The organism is Mycolicibacterium novocastrense (genome assembly GCF_001499835.1).
Lineage (GTDB): Bacteria > Actinomycetota > Actinomycetes > Mycobacteriales > Mycobacteriaceae > Mycobacterium > Mycobacterium novocastrense.
Window position 1 is genome coordinate 40,495 of sequence record NZ_LQIH01000017.1, and the last position, 16,424, is coordinate 56,918.

The following is a 16,424-nucleotide window of genomic DNA, read 5'->3' on the forward strand; positions in this document are numbered from 1 at the left end:
GATGACAGCGCCCGAATTCGCCTTCCGGCCCCAGCTCGCCGAGGACGTCGCACGTTTCGTGCGCAAACGCATCTTCGACGGAACCTACGCCGCCGGTGAGTACGTGCGGCTGGATCAATTGGCCGCCGAGCTCGGCATCAGTGTCACCCCGGTCCGCGAGGCGCTGTTCGAGTTGAAGGCCGAAGGGCTTCTGGCCCAACAGCCGCGGCGCGGATTCGTCGTGCTGCCGGTGACCGGCCGCGATCTCACCGACGTGTCGAATGTTCAGGCCTACATCGGCGGTGAGCTCGCGGCGCGCGCCGCGGCCAACATCACCGACGAGCAGTTACGCGACCTGAAGCAGATCCAGACCGACCTGGAATCCGCGTACGCCGCCGCCGACGACGAGCGGGCGGTACGGCTCAACCACGAATTCCACCGCGCGATCAATGTCGCCGCGGACTCGCCCAAGCTGGCGCAGCTGATGTCGCAGATCACCCGCTACGCCCCCGAATCGGTGTTCCCGGTCATCGCGGGTTGGCCGGAGAAGTCGAACGATCACCACCGCAGGCTGCTGGCGGCGCTCGAACAGCACGACCAGGCCCTCGCGCGCGCCGAGATGTCCGAGCACCTCGCCGCGGGCGCGAAGCCCCTAATCGACCACCTCACCGAGCGGGGCGTGGTCACCTGACCTGATCCCGCAGGACCTCGCGCAGCGCCAGGACGTCGACCTTGCCCGACGCCTTGCGGGGGAGGTCGCCGTCGTTGCCCGTGACAAGCCACACCGTCGGGACCTTGAAGGCGCTCAACCGGATTCGCGCCTCTGCGCGCAACTCGTCGACGGGGCGTTCCGACACCACGGCGGCGCCGACGGCACCCGCCACGTCGGTCACGATCGCGTTGTGCACGCCGTCGATGGTCCGCAACGCGCGCTCCACCTCGCTGGGATAGACCGTCGCGCCGCTGACCTTGAACATGTCATCGCAGCGACCGTGAGAGAACATGAAGCCCTCGTCGTCGACATGCCCGAGGTCACCGGTGGGGTAGAAGCCGTCAGGGGTGAACACGTCTTCGCGGCTGCGTCGGCAGATTCCTCGCATGACGTGTGGCCCGCGGATCTGGATCATCCCGATGGTCCCGGTCGGCACCGGCACACCGCTGTCGGTGTCGACGATGCGGACCTCCATACCGTCGAACGGTTTTCCGCAACTGCCCCATGCCGAGCGTGGCATATCGGTGTCGGCGGGATAGCCGCAGTACGGGCCGAACGATTCGGTCATCCCGAACAAGTTGGCCCGCGCGCCGGGGGCCGCGCGCTGCTCGGGTGGCAGCAACGCCTCCATGCTGCCGGGCCGCAGCTCCGAAAGGTCAGCTCCCGCGGTGGTGTTGGCGCGTGCCATCGCCTGCGCCTGGTCGGGCCAGCCGCGGAACAGGGTGACGCGTTCACGTTCGAGCAGCCGCAAGGTCGTCTCCGGTCGCGGGATCTCCTCGGTCACCAACGTCGCGCCGGTCAGCAACGCGGACAGCAGACCGCCGGCCAACCCGCCCACCCAGAAGAACGGCATCGGCAGATACAACCGGGTGTCGGCGAAGATGCATCGCGCCGCCAGACCGGATCGCACCGCGCCCAAAGCGTTGCCGTGCGAGTGGATCACTCCCTTGGGCGGGCCACTGCTGCCGGAGGTGAACATGATCGCCAACGTGTCGCTCGGCGTGACCGCGGCCGTGATCTCGTCGACGGGCGCCGCGCCGCGCGGGGGCAGCCGGTCCGCGCGCCAAACCTGGCGCAGGGCAGGAAGACTGCCGCGCTCGGCGCGGACGTCGTCGAGGTAGCGGTGGCCGCGGAACTCCTCGACGGCCACCACGAACTGCACCGCGGCCATGCGAAGCTGGGCAGCGAGTTCGGGTGGCTGCAGCAGCGTGCTCAACGGCACGAGCACGGCGCCGATGCGGGTCAGCGCGATCGCGATCCGCACCCACTCGACGCTGTTGGGCATGATCAAGGCGACCCGGTTGCCCTTGCCCACGCCCGCAGCCACGAAGGCCGCGGCCAGCTCATGCGTGGTGGCGTCGAGCTCGGCGTAGGTCATCCTGGCCGACGGGTCGACCACCGCCGGCTTGTCGCCATGTTCGGCGGCTCGCAGCCGCACCACCGCGTCGATCGTGTCAGACATCGAAAACCTCTGCCAAACGGGACAAGTCGACCTTTCCGCTCGACAACACCGGGATGTGAGCAGCGGGCACGGCGGCGAACCGCCGGGGGATCTTGTAGGCAGACAACTCGGCCTTCAGTCGTTCGCGGCAGGAGGCCTCGTCGAACGACGCGCCGTCCTCCAGCGCGACGACCGCGGCGACGAGCTGGCCGCGGTCGGCGTCGGGGAGGCCGATCACGTGCGCGACGGCGCCGTCGGTGACCTTAGCGATCGCCCGTTCCACCTCGGCGGGTGCGACATTGGCGCCCGCGGTCTTGATCATCGAGCCGCGGCGGCCGACGAAATAGAAGAAGCCGTCGGCATCCGTGCGGACGAGGTCGCCGGTGCGGAACCAGCCGTCGGCGTCGAAGCACTCCTCGCGGCTGCGTTTGTAATACCGCTGCATCATGAACGGCCCACGAGCGCACAGTTCACCGACGGCGCCGGCGCCCACGGGCGCTCCGGTGTCGGGATCGACGACCTTGACGTCGAACCCGGGTACCGGCTTGCCGAACGATCCGCGCCGGTGCTCGGGCTGATCGGATTCGTCGGCGCAGGCCAGGATGACGCTGCCGGATTCGGTCATGCCGAGCATGGTGTGGCGTAGTTCGGGGTCGGCGGGCCGGACGTCGGGTGCCATGATCGGGTACAGGTTGCCTCGCCTGATCGACGACAGATCGCGGCTCGGCAGGCTGGGGTGGCGGGCCAGGTGTGCGATACCGGCCACGAACCCGTTGGTCATCGTCGGCTTCTCGGCCTCCAGCAGATCGAGCGTCTCGCCGGCATCGACGGCGTTGGAGCACAACAGCGTTGCGCCTGCGAGCAGCGTGGCCAGTACGGAGTAGGCGCACCCGCCGATCCAGAAGAACGGCGAATTGCTGAACAGCTTCACATCGGCGGTCAGCCCGCGGATCTCGTTGAGCACCACCTGGTGGTCGAGCAGTCCTGCGTGTGTGTGCACCACGCCCTTGGGCGCGCTGGTCGACCCCGACGTGTAGATGATCGCCAACTCGTCGCACGGCTCGACGTCGTCTTCGAGCGCGGTCAGCAGTTCGGCGTCGGCGAGCTGCGTGAGCTCGGTGTCGACGAGAACGTGGCGCAGCAGCGGAAGGCCCGTGACATCGGCGAGCCGTTGCCGGTAGTCGTGGGACCGGTACGACGCTGTGGCCAAGAGGATCTCGACGTCGGCGTGGCCGAGTTGTTCGCGCATTTCCGGTGCGGTCGCCAGCGTCGAGACCGGGATGACGACGGCGCCGATCCGCGCGGCGGCCAGCATCGCGACGACGAACGCCGACCCGTTCGGATACAGCACACCGACGTGCGTGCCCTTGCCCGCGCCGAGTCCGATCAGCCCCCGAGCCAGCAGGGCCGATCGGCGTTCGGCGTCGGCATAGCTCAACCGGTCCGCATCGCAGATCAGCAGAGGGTGATCACCGCGCGCGGCGGCCTGCGCTCGCAGGACCGAGCCGACGGTGCGATCAGGCATTGTCGACGGTGGCTTCGACTGTGAAGTACTGCCGCACCGCGCTCAGGTCGGGCTTACCCGACGGCGTGCACGGCATCTGTTCGACGATCGCGATCGCCGTGGGAACCTCGTAGCGGGCCAGGCGGTTTCGCAGGAACTCCTCGAGCGTCGCGGCATCGACGGGTTCGCGGGGCTGCACCATCGCCACCGGTGTCTCGCCGAGTCGTTTGTCGGGGCGACCGACGACGGCGGCGCTGTGCACCGCGGGGTGGCTCTCCAGTGCTGCGCGAACATCGTCGGGCATGACCTTGAAACCGCCGCGGATGATCGCCTGGTCGGCGCGTCCCAGGATCCACACGAACCCGTCGCCGTCGATGCGGGCCATGTCGGTGGTGCGCATCCAGTCCGCTGCCGGGCCCAACTGGCCCGGCTTGACCTCGAGCAGGCCGGGCGCATCGACGCCGAGGGGGCGCCCGTCGTGGTCGACGACGCGCAGCTGTGCGCCGAGGCTGGCTCGCCCCACACTGCCCCGCTTGGTCTGCCAGTACTGGTGGTGATCGGCCAGCGTCCAGCCGGCGACCCCGCCGCCGAACTCGGTTGCGGCGTAGGACGTCAGAACCGGTATGCCGAACTTCTCGGTGAACGCGTCGGCGTCCTCGGCGGACAGCGGTGCGGTTCCGGAGGTGACCGCTTGGATGCCGGCCAGATCGTCGCGGGTCAGCTCCGAGTGCAACACCGTGCGCAGTGCGGCCGGCACGAGCGACACCGCGCGTGGACGGTGCCGTCGCACCGCGTCGGCCCAGCGGTTCAGCTCGAAGCGGTCGAGCAGGACGAACGAGCGCCCCTCGCAGACGCACTGCAGCACCCGAAAGACCCCACCGATGTGCACCAGCGGCGCGTTGACGATGGCCACCCCGCCCCGCAGTTGCCTCGGCGGTGGCGCTTCGTCGAAACCTTTGCCGATCACGCTGTGCGCCAACATGTCGTAGGTGAGATCGATCCGCTTGGGCGGCCCCGTCGTGCCGCTGGTCAGCATCCGCACCGCGACACCGATGCGGTTCTCCTCTGGCACCAGGGCGCGCGCCGCGGTCAGGCGGATGGGATCGGAGACCGTCGAGATCGCCACCATGTCGGTGCCCGGAGTGCGCACCAACCGCGTCAGGTCCTCCTGTTCGCCGATCACCACCGGTAGCGCAAGCGCGTCGAGGTCGGCCCTGATGCGGTCGTCGCCGCGGGATGGGTTGACGACCACCACGGTGCCCCCGCCGAGCAGGACACCGAGGAAGCTCGCGACGTGGGCGGGCGTGTTACGCAACAACATTCCCACCTGTCGACCCGTCACCCCGACACCGTGGATCTGGGCGGCCAACTGGGCCAGCTGGCCCCACGTGAGCCATTCGCCGTCGTATTCGATGGCGGGCGCGTCCGCATCGAGGGCGAGGACATCGCTGATGCGTTGGCGCAGCGGGTGATCACCCATCATCGGATCCTCGGTTCGGGCCGCGCGATCGGCGGCGCCTGGGCCAACTCGGCCTGACCGAGCGGATTGCCCAGCCGGGTGTAGATCAGGTTCTGCTCCATCGCCGCGCGGTACGGCTTCTCCAGCGACTCCCAGATCGCCTTGACGGTGCCTTGTGTCGCCGACGGTGGCTTTGCGGCGATGCCGGCGGCGATCTCATGTGCGCGTGTCCACAGGCGGTCGGCGGGCACCACCTCGGTCACCAGGCCCATCTGCAGTGCCGTGGTGGCGCTGACGCGTTCGTCGTTACCCATCAACGCGATTCGCAGCGACTGGGCCAGCCCGACGCGGCGCATCAGCCCGATCGGCTCCAGCGCGCACACCAGGCCGGCGCTCACGTGGGAGTCGAAGAAGGTGGCATCCTGCGAACAGATGACCACGTCGGCCTCGTTGAGGAAGTAGAACGCCCCCGCGGTGCACATGCCCTGTACCGCGCAGACGACCGGCTTCCACATCTTCTGCCACTTCGGGCTGAGGTGCTCGCCGGGATCCTCGTGGTTCCACACGTTGTCCGGCTGGCCATAGGACGCCTTGATGTCCAGGCCCGCGCTGAACGCGCGGTCGCCCGCCGCGCGAAGCACCACCGCGTTGACGGCGTCGTCGGTCTTGACGAGGTGCCAGGCCTGCGACATCTCCTCGCACATCGTGCGGTTGAAGGCGTTCAGCGACTCCGGTCGGTTCAGCGTGATGGTCGCGACGTGGTCGGTGGCGTCCACCTCGACGATGATGGTCTCGAACGACGGCGTCGTCGGGTCTATCTCCATGGTCATCGGCACTGCCAGTTGGGGGCGCGTTTCTCCATGAACGCCTTGGGTCCCTCGGCGGCGTCGTCGGTGCGTACCACCCGCTCACGGAACGTCTCGGCGAGGATCTCGGCCTCGTGCAGCGGTAGGTCCAGCGTCTTGTGGATGGCTAACCGGGTGCCACGGACCGCAAGCGGGGCATTGGAGTTCACGATGTCGGCGATCTCGTGCGCGCGCTCCAACAGCCGGTCGTGCTCCACCACTTCGCTGATCATCCCCAGCTCGTAGGCCCGTTCGGCACTCATCCGCTCATGTTTCCCCATCAGCGCCATGCGCAGCGCGATGTTGCGGGGCAGGATCCGCGCCAGGCGGACCATTTCGCGTCCCGCGACCAGCCCGATGCTCACGTGCGGATCGAAGAACGTGGCTTTGTCGGAGGCGATCGCGATGTCGCCGGTGGTGATCCAGTCCAGCCCCGCGCCACAACACAATCCGTTCACCGCGGTCAGGACCGGCTTGGCCATCCGCCGGAACGGGGGAGTGCCCTCCTGCGGGGCCTCCCACTGTTCGTAGGTGGACAGGTACGGCCGCTCGTAGATGACGCGGCCGTCCTCGGGGATCTCGCCGACGTCGGCGCCGGTGCAGAACGCGCGGCCCGTGCCGGTCACGATCAGGAGCCAGATGTCGTCGTCGTTCTCGGCTTCGTCGTAGGCGGCGCGAAGTTCGGTGACCATGTGCGGGCTCAGCGCGTTGAGCGCATTCGGCCGGTTCAAGGTGATCGTGGCCTTGTGCCCGTCGACTTCGTATTTGATGTCGTCAAAGGTGTGGGACATTCTTGTTCCTATCCGTCAGCGCCCTTGGAATTTCGGCGGGCGCTTGTCACGGAACGCCGCCAGTCCTTCTTTGAAATCGGTCGTCCGGCAGGATAACTCGACGTTGTAGAGCTCCCTGCTCATCGTGTCGGAGAGCGATGCGTGCTGGCCGTAGTGGATGGACTGTTTGGCCAGGCCGAGCGCGACGGTCGGTCCGGAGGCCAACCGCTCGACGAGTTCGTCGCTCACCGCGGATAATTCGGATTCAGGTACCGCGGCGTGGATCAGGCCCCACTCGGCCGCGTCGGCGCCGCTGACCTTCTCGCCCAGCAGCAGCATCCGCTTGGCGCGTGCCAGGCCGATGAGCCGGGGCAACAGCCAGGACGAGCCCGAGTCGGGGCTGAAACCGCGGCCGAGGAACGGCTCCCAGAACACGGCGTCTTCCGCGGCGACGGTGAAGTCGGCTGCCAGCGCGAGGTTGCACCCCAGGGCAGCGGCCCATCCGCGCACCGTGCACACCACCGGCAGGTGCAGCGTGTGGATCAGTTCGACGACCCGGTGTGCGGTGTGGGGTTGGCGCCGGACGATATCCCCGGTCCGCGGGCGCTGACCACCGGCGTTGGACGCCACCCAGTCCACCCCCGCGCAGAAATCCGACCCGTCGCCGCGGATGTGCACGACCCGCAGAGAGTCGTCGGTGGCGGCGGCGGTCAACGTCGCTACGAGTGTGTCGGTCATGCTGCGGCTCAACGCGTTACGCCGGGCGGGCCGGCTCAGCGTGATGCGCAGTATCGCGTCGTCGCGTGATGTCTGCACCACGCCCTCGTCGGCCGCATCGGTCACCGTTGAATCCGCCAATCTCGAGCTTTACGGTTAGACATACAGTATTGCTATCTTGTACAAGTTAGCAAGGACAGCGGTCGAATAGACGGCGCCGCCGACGAGAGGCCATCGATGGCACAGGACACGCCCAGCTACGGCGAGCAACCGCTGGCGCAGACTGTCGCCGCCGCGGGCGCCCTTCGCCGGCTCAGCAGTCTGCTGCTCTCGCTCGAACACGAACACCCGACCGTCGATGTGATGTTGCGCCAGATCGACGAGTGGGAACGCGAGCTGGCGTCGGCCGCACCCCCGGATCCGACACCGCGCATCGGACCCGACGCCACCGAGTCACAACGCGTCTACCTCGACCACGCCTTCGACATCGGCGCGTACAACCCGGCGTTTCCCGAATACACCGTCGACGAACTGGACGCCGACTCCGCGTCGGGCCGGGTCACGTTTCCGGTCGTGTTCGAAGGTCCGCCGGGCCTGGTCAACGGTGGATTCCTCGCGGTGTTCTTCGACTGCGTGACCCAGCACCACAGCTGCGCGACCGGCCGAACCGGCAAGACCCGCTCGCTGACCGTCACCTTCCGCAGGCCGACGCCGATCCTCACCGAGCTGAGATTCGACGTGACCCGCGCGGAGGCCGACGGTCGCGTGACGTCCACGGCACGGCTGCTGCTCGGTGACGAGGTGTTGTGCACCGGCGAGTTCAGCACGTCGGCGTCCTCACCAGAGCGGCTGTCGGTATTTCAGTTCGGGAAGCGCCGGACGAAATGACCAACGCGCACAGGATTCGTCAGCCGCGAGTCGCGGAGATCATCGCCGCGCGGTTGCGCGACGACATCCTGTCCGGGCGGCTCAAGGAGGGCGATGTGCTGCCGTCTCAAGACGGCCTGCTCGCCGAGTTCGGAGTGAGCCCTCCGGCGTTGCGGGAGGCGATCCACATCCTCGAGACGGACGGACTGATCTCGGTGCGGCGGGGCAATATGGGCGGTGCGATCGTGCACCAACCGTCGGCGGACCGGACCGCGCACATGATCAGTATGGTGTTGCAGGCCCGCTCGGCGACACCGGCGGACGTCAGCGGCGCGTTGCTGCACCTCGAACCGATCTGCGCGAGCATGTGCGCCGCCAGGGCCGACCGCATGACCGAGGTCGTACCCTATCTCGAGGGCGAGATACGAAGGCAGATCGACGAATTCGACGACCCGGCACGATACGTCCCCAACGCCCGGCGGTTCCACGAAACGATCGTCTCCCGTTGCGGCAACGAGCCGATGATCCTGTTGATCGGCTCCTTGGAGCTGATCTGGTCGGCGCACGAGTCGTCGGTGTGGGGAGACGAGACCGGAGCCGATCCGATGAACGACAAGACGATGCGGGCCGCGCTGCGGGATCACCAACGCCTGCTCGACGCGATCCGCGACGGCAACCAGTCCCGTGCCGCGAAGCTGGCCGCCGACCATCTTGCGGTCGCCCGGCGCAACACGCTCGCGGCCGGAACGGACAAAACCATTGAGGCCAAGCTCATTTCCGATGTTCAGTGAGGACACCCATGACCAACGCCGATGACCGCGTGCTGTTCGACGTCGACCGCGACAAGCGGATCGCGACCATCACGTTGAACAACCCCGCGCAGCGCAACTCCTACGACGCGGCGATGCGCGAGACGGTGGGCCGTCACCTCGACCAGGTCGCCGAGGACGACGACATCACCGTCGTCCTGCTGCGCGGCGCCGAGGGGGTGTTCAGCACGGGGGCCGATATGAACAACGCGTACGGCTGGTACGGCGATGGCGATGAGCGCTCGCGCGAAGAGCGGAAGGCAAAGGACTCGGCGCAGGCGAAGCGGCGCCCGAGCCAACGTCGACGATTGACGGTGGACCGCAAGTCCTTCGGCTTCTACCACAACTTCATGGGCTTCCCGAAGGTCACGGTGGGGGAGATCAGCGGGTATGCGCTGGGCGGCGGCTTCGAGATGGCGTTGATGACCGATATCTCCGTCATCGCCCGCACCACGAAGATCGGCATGCCCGCGACCCGCTTCCTCGGGCCCGCGCTGGGCAGCCTGCACATGTTCTTCCACCGCCTGGGACCGGTGCTGGCCCGCCGGCTGCTGCTGACCGGCGACATCATCGAGGCCGGCGCGGTCGAGCACCTCGGCGTCTTCACCGAGACCTGCGAGGCCGACAAGGTCGCTGCACGGGCCCGGTATTGGGCGGAGAAGGCCGCCAAGATGCCCGCCGACGGAGTCGTGATCGCCAAGGAGGCGTTCCGCCTCGTCGAGCAAAGCCAGGCCTACCAGGGCGAAGAGGTGGCGAGCTACCTGTTCCACGCGTACGGGACGAACCTGCAGTTCGCAGAGGGTGAGTTCAACTTCGTCAAGACCCGCGCGCAACACGGCACCAAGGAAGCGTTCCGGCTGCGTGACGAGCATTTCCACGTACCCGAGCCCGAGTAGCCGGGTCCGCTACACTAGCTGCTAGTTTTGTAACGCCGCTAACGTCGAAACCCGAGGTAGAAACATGGGAACACCCGTCATCGTCGGTGCCGCCAGGACCGCGATCGGCCGCTCGTTCAAGGGCACGCTGGTCAACACCCCGCCGGAGACGCTGATCACCGCCGTCCTGCCGGAGGTGATCCGTCGCTCGGGTATCGACCCCAACGACATCGACGACCTCATCTTCGCCGAATCCCACTACGGCGGCGGCGATTTGGCGCGCTACGCGGCCGACGCCTGCGGGCTGCCCGATGTTCCGGGCCAGTCGGTGAACCGGCACTGCGCGGGCAGCCTCACTGCGATCGGCAACGCGGCAGCGCAGATCGGTTCCGGCATGGAGCGCGCGCTGATCGCCGGCGGTGTGCAGTCGCTGTCGATGACGCCCCTGGTCAACTGGCGTATCCCGGGCCCTGAACTGAAGTTCGAAGAGAAGTGGATGCCGCCCACCCACGTCGAGACGCCTGACGCGCCGACACGGGACATGTCGATCACCGTCGGATGGAACACCGCGCAGGCGGTCGGCATCACGCGCGAGGAGATGGACGCCTGGGCGGCGCGGTCGCACCAGCGCGCGATCGCCGCGATGGACGCGGGCAAGTTCGTCGACGAGATCGTGCCGCTGAAGGTGCAGCAGTTCGACGGTTCGGTCACCGAGTTCAGTGTCGACGAGCATCCGCGCCGCGACACCACCGTTGAGAAGCTGGCGGGTCTCAAACCGCTGCACCCCGAGATCGAGGGCTTCTCGATCACCGCGGGCAACAGCAGCGGCACGAACGACGCGGCGGCGGCGGTGGCGCTCGTCGACGCCGACTACGCCGGCGCCAACAACCTCACCAGGCTGGCCACCGTGAAAGCCTGGGCCGCAGCGGGTGTGCCGCCGCGCGACTGCGGACTCGGCGCGGTGAAGGTGATCGGCAAGGTGCTCGACCGCGCCGGCCTCAAGCCGTCCGACGTCGCGCTGTGGGAGATCAACGAGGCGTTCGCATCGGTGCCGATCGCGGCGTGCCGCGAGTACGGGATCGACGAGGAGCTTGTGAACTTCTCCGGAAGTGGTTGCAGCCTCGGCCATCCCATCGCGGCATCGGGTGCGCGGATGGTCACCACGCTGGTCTACGAGCTGCAGCGGCGCGGCGGCGGAATCGGAGTCGCGGCGATGTGTGCCGGCGGCGGCCAGGGCGGCGCCGTCGTCGTGGAGGTGTAGGCGGTCCAGCCCACCGCCGCTCGATTGTGCATCTGGCGACGAATTTCACCGCGAAACGTCGTCAGATCCACAAACGAGGGCGCAAGCCCAGAAGTCAGCGCTTGCGGGCCGTCTTCTTGGCCTTACCGGCGTCCTCGATCAGGCGTTCCGCCCGGTCGAGGATGCACTCGAGGCCGAACTCGAAGTTCTTGTCGTCGGCCGCACCGATGTGGTGGCCCTTCTCGGTGACCAGCGCCAGCAGCGGTGTGCTGTCGGCGTCGATGCTCATGGTCTCCTCGAGGTCGCTGGGGCCCTCGTCGGCGGCCCGGTTCTTCTCCCGAAGGCGGTGCAGCACAACGGATCCGCGGACATGCACCGAGACCGCCGAGTACGTGTCGAACGCATCCTCGGCCGACAGACCCGCCTCGACCAGGCCCGCGATCGCTTTCTCGACCTCCTGCACGCCCAGCTTGGCCACCCGGGGGCTCAGCGCCGACCGGATGAGGATCAGGTCGCACAGAATCGGGTTGCCCATGAACGTCTTGCGCATGGTGCGCGCATGGTTGCGCAACGTCTCGCGCCAATCCTTGGCCTCCACATAGGGCGTGGCGAACACGTACTGGCGCAGTGCGCGGTCGGTCATCGCGTTGAGGAGATCGTCCTTTTTGCGGAAGTACCAGTAGATGCTGGTGACGCCGACGCCGAGATGCTTACCGAGCAGCGGCATGGACAGGTTGTCGATGCCCACCTGTTCGGCGAGTTCGAAGGCGCCCTTGATGATGTCGTCGGGATTGATCGATCCGCGCTCGCGTCGTTGACGCTTCTCCGCGGTCGCCTGCCTTGCCACTAGGGCACCTCCATCGAATTAGCCGCGCGCAGCCTGCAAAGCGGGTTGGTGGACCTGAATGTACCGTCAGCCGCCTCTGATCTGCGCCAATGCAGGGGTGTCGCGGCCACGCCGTTGCCGTCAACCATACTGGCAGCCATTCCGTCGCCGGTCTCCACGGTGATTTCGCTGTTCTACTGTAAGTCCTATAGTAAGCTTTTCTACGCAATCGGGTGAGCGAAAGGCCGCATGGACCTCGGGCTGAAGGACGCCACCGCCGTCGTGGTCGGCGGCGGGCGCGGGATGGGTTTTGCGACGGCGCGCTGCCTGGCCGAGGACGGGGCCAGGATCGCGGTTGTCGGGCGGACGCCGGATGTCCTCGCAGACGCGGCGACCGCCCTCGCCGAAATCGGAAGCCCGGACACGCTCGCGCTGAGCGCCGACACCACCGACGCCGACCAGGTGCAGCGAGCCTTCGACGAAGTCGCACAGCGCTGGGACGGTCGGCTCAACATCCTGGTCAACGCCGTCGGTCCCGACGCGGTCGGCACCTTCGAAGACCTCACCGACGAGCAGTGGCGCATCGCGTTCGACAGCGGCGTGATGGGCATGGTGCACTGCGTGCGCTCGGCTTTACCGCTGTTGCGCGCGGCCGAATGGGCGCGGGTGGTCAACTTCTCCGCACATTCGACGCAACGGCAGAGCGTGATCCTGCCCGCCTACACCGCCGCCAAAGCGGCGCTGACGAGCATCTCGAAGAACCTGTCGCTGCTGCTGGCCCCCGACGAGATCATGGTCAACGTGGTCTCTCCGGGCAGCATCGCCTCCGAAGCGCTGATCGGGTGGGCCGAGTCGGTGGGCGTCGACGGCAACGATCCGTACGCGTTGATGTCCGCCATCGGCGAGCACTTCGGCCATCCGGCGCATCTCCCGCGCGCGGGGCTGCCCGACGAAATCGCGCCCGTTGTCGCATTTCTCGCCTCCCGCCGCAACTCGTATATGACCGGCGCCAACGTAAACGTCGACGGGGGCTCAGATTTCACCTGAGCCTTCACGTGAGATCCGATCGAATCGGCTGAGGAGGTCATCGTGGCTTCGGCGAAGGATGCCCGGGAGTGGGCCCGCAATCATCTGCGCGGGATCGGTGATTCGCTCTACACGCCGTTCTGCGGCGTCGACGGTGACGACATCGATTGGGACGCCTACCGGACGCTGGTGCGGCACTGCGTCGGTGCGTTGAATCATCCGCTGCTGTGGTGCACAAGCGGTATCGCCGAATTCTGGGCGCTGACGCTCGACGAGCGAAAGCGGTTGCTGGAGATCGCGATCGAGGAGGGCCGCGCCGCCAACCCCGATGTCGTCGTGCAGGCGTGCACCGCGGCGACGGCCGCCAAGGACTGCCTGGAGCTCACGCGTCACGCGCAGGAGGCCGGAGCCGACATCGTGTACATCCAGACCCCGATGATGGAGGCGCACGCCGGGCAGGGTGTGCTGAACTTCTTCCGCTACATCGCCGACCGCACCGACATCGCATTGGGCATGTTCAATTCGCCGTCGTCGGGCTACGTCCTGACACCGGCCGAAAGCGCCGCCATCTACAACGAGATTCCGGCGGTCTGCGCGACGAAGGAAGGCGCCTTCCGGCCGATGGCGAGCAGGATGCTGCACGAGTTGGCGCCCGGTCTGGCGGTGTGGGAGTGCGACAAGACCGTGTACCGCGCCGGGTGGCTGCGCGACGGCATCGTCTGCCCCGCGCAATTGGGCACCGCCGGCTATCTGTTCGAAACCCCGGAGCGACGCGTGTTCAGCGAGTACTGGGAGCTCATCGTGAACGACAAACTCGTGGAGGCGATGGACCACGCGCGCGAGTCCGGGCTCGACCAGTTCGACCTCGACATGGGCTCGTGGTTCACCTGCTATCCGGGGCGGCCCGACTACTTCACCCACTGGGGCGGGGCGTTCAAATACGCGGCGTCGGTGCTGGGCCTGCCGATCGGGGAGTATCCGCACTCTCGTCCGCCCCAGGCGCAGCTGCCCGCTGAGGCGAAAGCCCAGATCGACGCCGCGTATCGGCGGCTCGGACTGGTCGATGCGTAAGCGTCTCGACGTGCCGTCCGACCACGTTCGGCAGGCGGCGGCAGCGGTTGCGGAAGGCGCTACCGATAGGTGTACAGTATGAGCATTCACAAAGCTCGCGCCGCTGGAGGAGGACTGCTGGGTGAGCGCTCCTGACCACGTCGTCGACGCCCGTTCCGACTCCGATGACGCGCCGGTCCGCTACGAGGTGCTCGACACCGGGGTAGCGGTGCTCACCCTCAACAGGCCGGACCGGATGAACGGTTGGGGCGGCGGACTTGCCGGCACGTTCTACGAACGCATGGATGACGCCGAAGCCGACCCTGCGGTGCGGGCGATCGTCGTCACCGGCAGCGGCCGCGCCTTCTGCGCGGGTGCCGACATGGGCGACCTGACGACGATCAGCGCGACGACGGTCGACGCCGCGGCCGACACCGACGTCGGCAAGCTCGTCGGGGCCCGGCATCCGCACTTCCTGATGGGCATGCGCAAACCCGTCATCGCCGCGGTCAACGGCGCCTGCGCGGGCATCGGGCTGACGCTGGCGCTGGCGTGCGACGTGCGCTTCGCGGCCGAGGGCGCCAAGTTCACGACGTCGTTCGCCCGGCGCGGGTTGATCGCCGAATACGGCATCTCGTGGATGCTGCCGCGCATCGTCGGCACCGGCGTGGCCATGGACCTGCTGCTGTCGGGACGGGTGTTCTTCGCCGACGAGGCCGCCAGGCTGGGCGTGGTCAACGAGGTGGTGGCAGCCGACGAATTGCTGGCCCGCGCGATCGGCTACGCCGAGGACATCGCCGCCAACTGTGCGCCCAGTTCCCTGGCGGTGATCAAACAACAGGTGTACGCAGACACCATGCGCGATGTCTTCGACGCCAGCGACCACGCCGAGAAGCTGATGCACGAGTCGATGGCACGACCCGACTTCCTCGAGGGCATCACGAGTTTCTTCGAGAAGCGCCCCCCGAACTTCCCGCCCCTGACACGTGAGGAGGATGCGACATGAGCGCACCACAGCCCCTGGACTACATGGCCATCGACGTCGACAACCACTATTACGAACCGCTCGACGCGTGCACCCGGCACCTGCCCAAGGAGTTCCGCAGCCGCGGCGTGCAGATGCTGACCGACGGAAAACGCACGTACGCGGTGTTCGGCGGTGTGATCAACCATTTCATCCCCAACCCGACGTTCGACCCGATCATCGAACCCGGCTGCCTGGACCTGCTGTTCCGCGGCGAGATACCCGAAGGTGTCGACCCGGCGTCGCTGATGAAGGTCGACCGGCTGGCCGATCATCCCGAGTACCAGGACCGCGACGCCCGCGTGAAGATCCTCGACAAGCAGAACCTCGAAACCGTGTTCATGCTGCCGACTTTCGCGTGCGGCGTCGAGGAGGGACTCAAGCACGACATCCCGGCCACCATGGCGACGGTCCATGCTTTCAACCTGTGGCTCGACGAGGACTGGGGATTCGACCGGCCCGATCACCGCATCATCGCCGCGCCGATCATCTCGCTGGCCGACCCCGAGAAGGCCATCGAGGAGGTCGAATTCGTCCTGAACAGGGGCGCGAAGCTGGTGTGCGTGCGGCCGGCGCCGGTGCCGGGTGAGGTACGGCCGCGCTCGCTCGGCGATCCGGTGCACGACCCGGTGTGGGCGCGTCTGGCCGAGGCGGGCGTCCCGGTGGTCTTTCACCTGTCCGACTCCGGCTACATGGCGATCCCCGCGCTGTGGGGCGGCAGCGGTGTGTTCAAGGGCTTCGGTAAGCGCGATCCGCTCGACATGGTGATCATGGACGACCGCGCCATCCACGACACCATCGCCGCGATGATCGTCCACCAGGTGTTCACCCGGCATCCCAAGCTCAGAGTGGTCAGCATCGAGAACGGTTCCTACTTCGTCTACCGGCTGATCAAGCGGCTCAAGAAGTCCGCCAACAACGCGCCGTACCACTACAAGGAGGATCCGGTCGAGCAGCTGCGCAACAACGTCTGGATCGCGCCGTACTACGAGGACGACGTGAAGCTGCTGGCCGACACCATCGGTGTGGACAAGATTCTGTTCGGGTCCGACTGGCCGCATGGTGAGGGGTTGGCAGATCCCACCTCGTTCACCGCCGACATCCCGCAGTTCCCCGAGTTCAGCCACGAAGACACCCGAAAGGTCATGCGCGACAACGCCCTCGAACTGCTCGGCGCGAACGTCGCGGCCGTGTGATGCCGACCTTCGGAATCACGCGCCATTGTGCGGTTTCATCCGCGCATCGCGGCGTGTCGCGGATGAAACCGCACAACGGGAACA

Annotated in this window: 16 protein-coding genes; 9 read left to right on the forward strand and 7 right to left on the reverse strand. The window is 67.3% G+C overall.

All coding sequences use genetic code 11. The features are described from left to right. Nucleotide 1 precedes the first annotated feature (1 nt). On the forward strand, nucleotides 2–670 hold the full coding sequence (locus tag AU072_RS14395; RefSeq protein WP_064414398.1) for a GntR family transcriptional regulator: 669 nt from the start codon (nucleotides 2–4) through the stop codon (nucleotides 668–670). On the opposite strand, the gene AU072_RS14400 is transcribed toward AU072_RS14395, so the two are convergent. Genes AU072_RS14400 through AU072_RS14425 form a run of 6 tightly spaced genes read right to left on the reverse strand, consistent with a single transcriptional unit; the run spans nucleotide 663 to nucleotide 7,553 of the window. Next, nucleotides 663–2,153 (reverse strand): class I adenylate-forming enzyme family protein, encoded by a 1,491-nt coding sequence (locus AU072_RS14400; RefSeq protein WP_064414399.1) that lies wholly within the window; start codon nucleotides 2,151–2,153, stop codon nucleotides 663–665. The genes AU072_RS14395 and AU072_RS14400 overlap by 8 nt on opposite strands. Continuing rightward, nucleotides 2,146–3,657, reverse strand: a complete 1,512-nt coding sequence (locus AU072_RS14405) for a class I adenylate-forming enzyme family protein (RefSeq protein WP_064414400.1) — start codon at nucleotides 3,655–3,657, stop codon at nucleotides 2,146–2,148. The genes AU072_RS14400 and AU072_RS14405 overlap by 8 nt, the downstream gene beginning before the upstream one ends. Beyond that, a complete protein-coding gene (locus tag AU072_RS14410; protein WP_064414401.1) occupies nucleotides 3,650–5,116 on the reverse strand; it encodes a class I adenylate-forming enzyme family protein in 1,467 nt (488 codons plus the stop codon). The genes AU072_RS14405 and AU072_RS14410 overlap by 8 nt, the downstream gene beginning before the upstream one ends. Continuing rightward, nucleotides 5,116–5,919 carry an enoyl-CoA hydratase/isomerase family protein gene (locus AU072_RS14415; RefSeq protein ID WP_064414402.1) on the reverse strand — a complete coding sequence of 268 codons (804 nt, stop codon included), beginning with the start codon at nucleotides 5,917–5,919 and terminating at the stop codon, nucleotides 5,116–5,118. Before AU072_RS14415 ends, AU072_RS14410 begins: the two co-directional genes overlap by 1 nt. A 2-nt stretch (nucleotides 5,920–5,921) precedes the next feature. Then, nucleotides 5,922–6,731 carry an enoyl-CoA hydratase/isomerase family protein gene (locus tag AU072_RS14420; RefSeq protein ID WP_064414403.1) on the reverse strand — a complete coding sequence of 270 codons (810 nt, stop codon included), beginning with the start codon at nucleotides 6,729–6,731 and terminating at the stop codon, nucleotides 5,922–5,924. Between the two features lie 15 nt (nucleotides 6,732–6,746). Further along, on the reverse strand, nucleotides 6,747–7,553 hold the full coding sequence (locus AU072_RS14425) for an enoyl-CoA hydratase-related protein (protein ID WP_064414404.1): 807 nt from the start codon (nucleotides 7,551–7,553) through the stop codon (nucleotides 6,747–6,749). A 111-nt stretch (nucleotides 7,554–7,664) separates the two neighbouring features. On the opposite strand from AU072_RS14425, the gene AU072_RS14430 reads away from it, so the two are divergent. The 4 genes from AU072_RS14430 to AU072_RS14445 all read left to right on the forward strand — a co-directional run bounded on the left by AU072_RS14430 (nucleotide 7,665) and on the right by AU072_RS14445 (nucleotide 11,239). Continuing rightward, nucleotides 7,665–8,315: a hotdog family protein gene (locus AU072_RS14430; RefSeq protein ID WP_064414405.1), complete on the forward strand. Its 651-nt coding sequence runs from the start codon at nucleotides 7,665–7,667 to the stop codon at nucleotides 8,313–8,315. After that, the gene (locus tag AU072_RS14435; protein ID WP_064414406.1) at nucleotides 8,312–9,085 is read left to right on the forward strand and encodes a FadR/GntR family transcriptional regulator; all 774 of its coding nucleotides are present in this window, start codon (nucleotides 8,312–8,314) and stop codon (nucleotides 9,083–9,085) included. The genes AU072_RS14430 and AU072_RS14435 overlap by 4 nt, the downstream gene beginning before the upstream one ends. Nucleotides 9,086–9,093: 8 nt before the next feature. Further along, on the forward strand, nucleotides 9,094–9,999 hold the full coding sequence (locus AU072_RS14440) for an enoyl-CoA hydratase/isomerase family protein (RefSeq protein WP_064414407.1): 906 nt from the start codon (nucleotides 9,094–9,096) through the stop codon (nucleotides 9,997–9,999). A 64-nt stretch (nucleotides 10,000–10,063) separates the two neighbouring features. Next, nucleotides 10,064–11,239 carry a thiolase family protein gene (locus AU072_RS14445; protein WP_064414408.1) on the forward strand — a complete coding sequence of 392 codons (1,176 nt, stop codon included), beginning with the start codon at nucleotides 10,064–10,066 and terminating at the stop codon, nucleotides 11,237–11,239. A gap of 94 nt (nucleotides 11,240–11,333) precedes the next feature. Here AU072_RS14445 and AU072_RS14450 read toward each other — a convergent pair whose 3' ends face one another. Next, on the reverse strand, nucleotides 11,334–12,065 hold the full coding sequence (locus AU072_RS14450; RefSeq protein ID WP_064348943.1) for a TetR/AcrR family transcriptional regulator: 732 nt from the start codon (nucleotides 12,063–12,065) through the stop codon (nucleotides 11,334–11,336). Nucleotides 12,066–12,293: 228 nt separating this feature from the next. Between AU072_RS14450 and AU072_RS14455 the strand changes: the two genes are divergently transcribed. The 4 genes from AU072_RS14455 to AU072_RS14470 all read left to right on the forward strand — a co-directional run bounded on the left by AU072_RS14455 (nucleotide 12,294) and on the right by AU072_RS14470 (nucleotide 16,340). Then, complete coding sequence (locus AU072_RS14455; RefSeq protein ID WP_064414409.1) at nucleotides 12,294–13,091, forward strand: SDR family NAD(P)-dependent oxidoreductase; 798 nt, start codon at nucleotides 12,294–12,296, stop codon at nucleotides 13,089–13,091. Between the two features lie 42 nt (nucleotides 13,092–13,133). After that, on the forward strand, nucleotides 13,134–14,141 hold the full coding sequence (locus AU072_RS14460; protein WP_064414410.1) for a dihydrodipicolinate synthase family protein: 1,008 nt from the start codon (nucleotides 13,134–13,136) through the stop codon (nucleotides 14,139–14,141). Between the two features lie 121 nt (nucleotides 14,142–14,262). Further along, nucleotides 14,263–15,126, forward strand: a complete 864-nt coding sequence (locus AU072_RS14465; RefSeq protein WP_064414411.1) for an enoyl-CoA hydratase — start codon at nucleotides 14,263–14,265, stop codon at nucleotides 15,124–15,126. After that, nucleotides 15,123–16,340 carry an amidohydrolase family protein gene (locus AU072_RS14470; protein ID WP_064414412.1) on the forward strand — a complete coding sequence of 406 codons (1,218 nt, stop codon included), beginning with the start codon at nucleotides 15,123–15,125 and terminating at the stop codon, nucleotides 16,338–16,340. Before AU072_RS14465 ends, AU072_RS14470 begins: the two co-directional genes overlap by 4 nt. The last annotated feature ends 84 nt before the right edge of the window (nucleotides 16,341–16,424 follow it).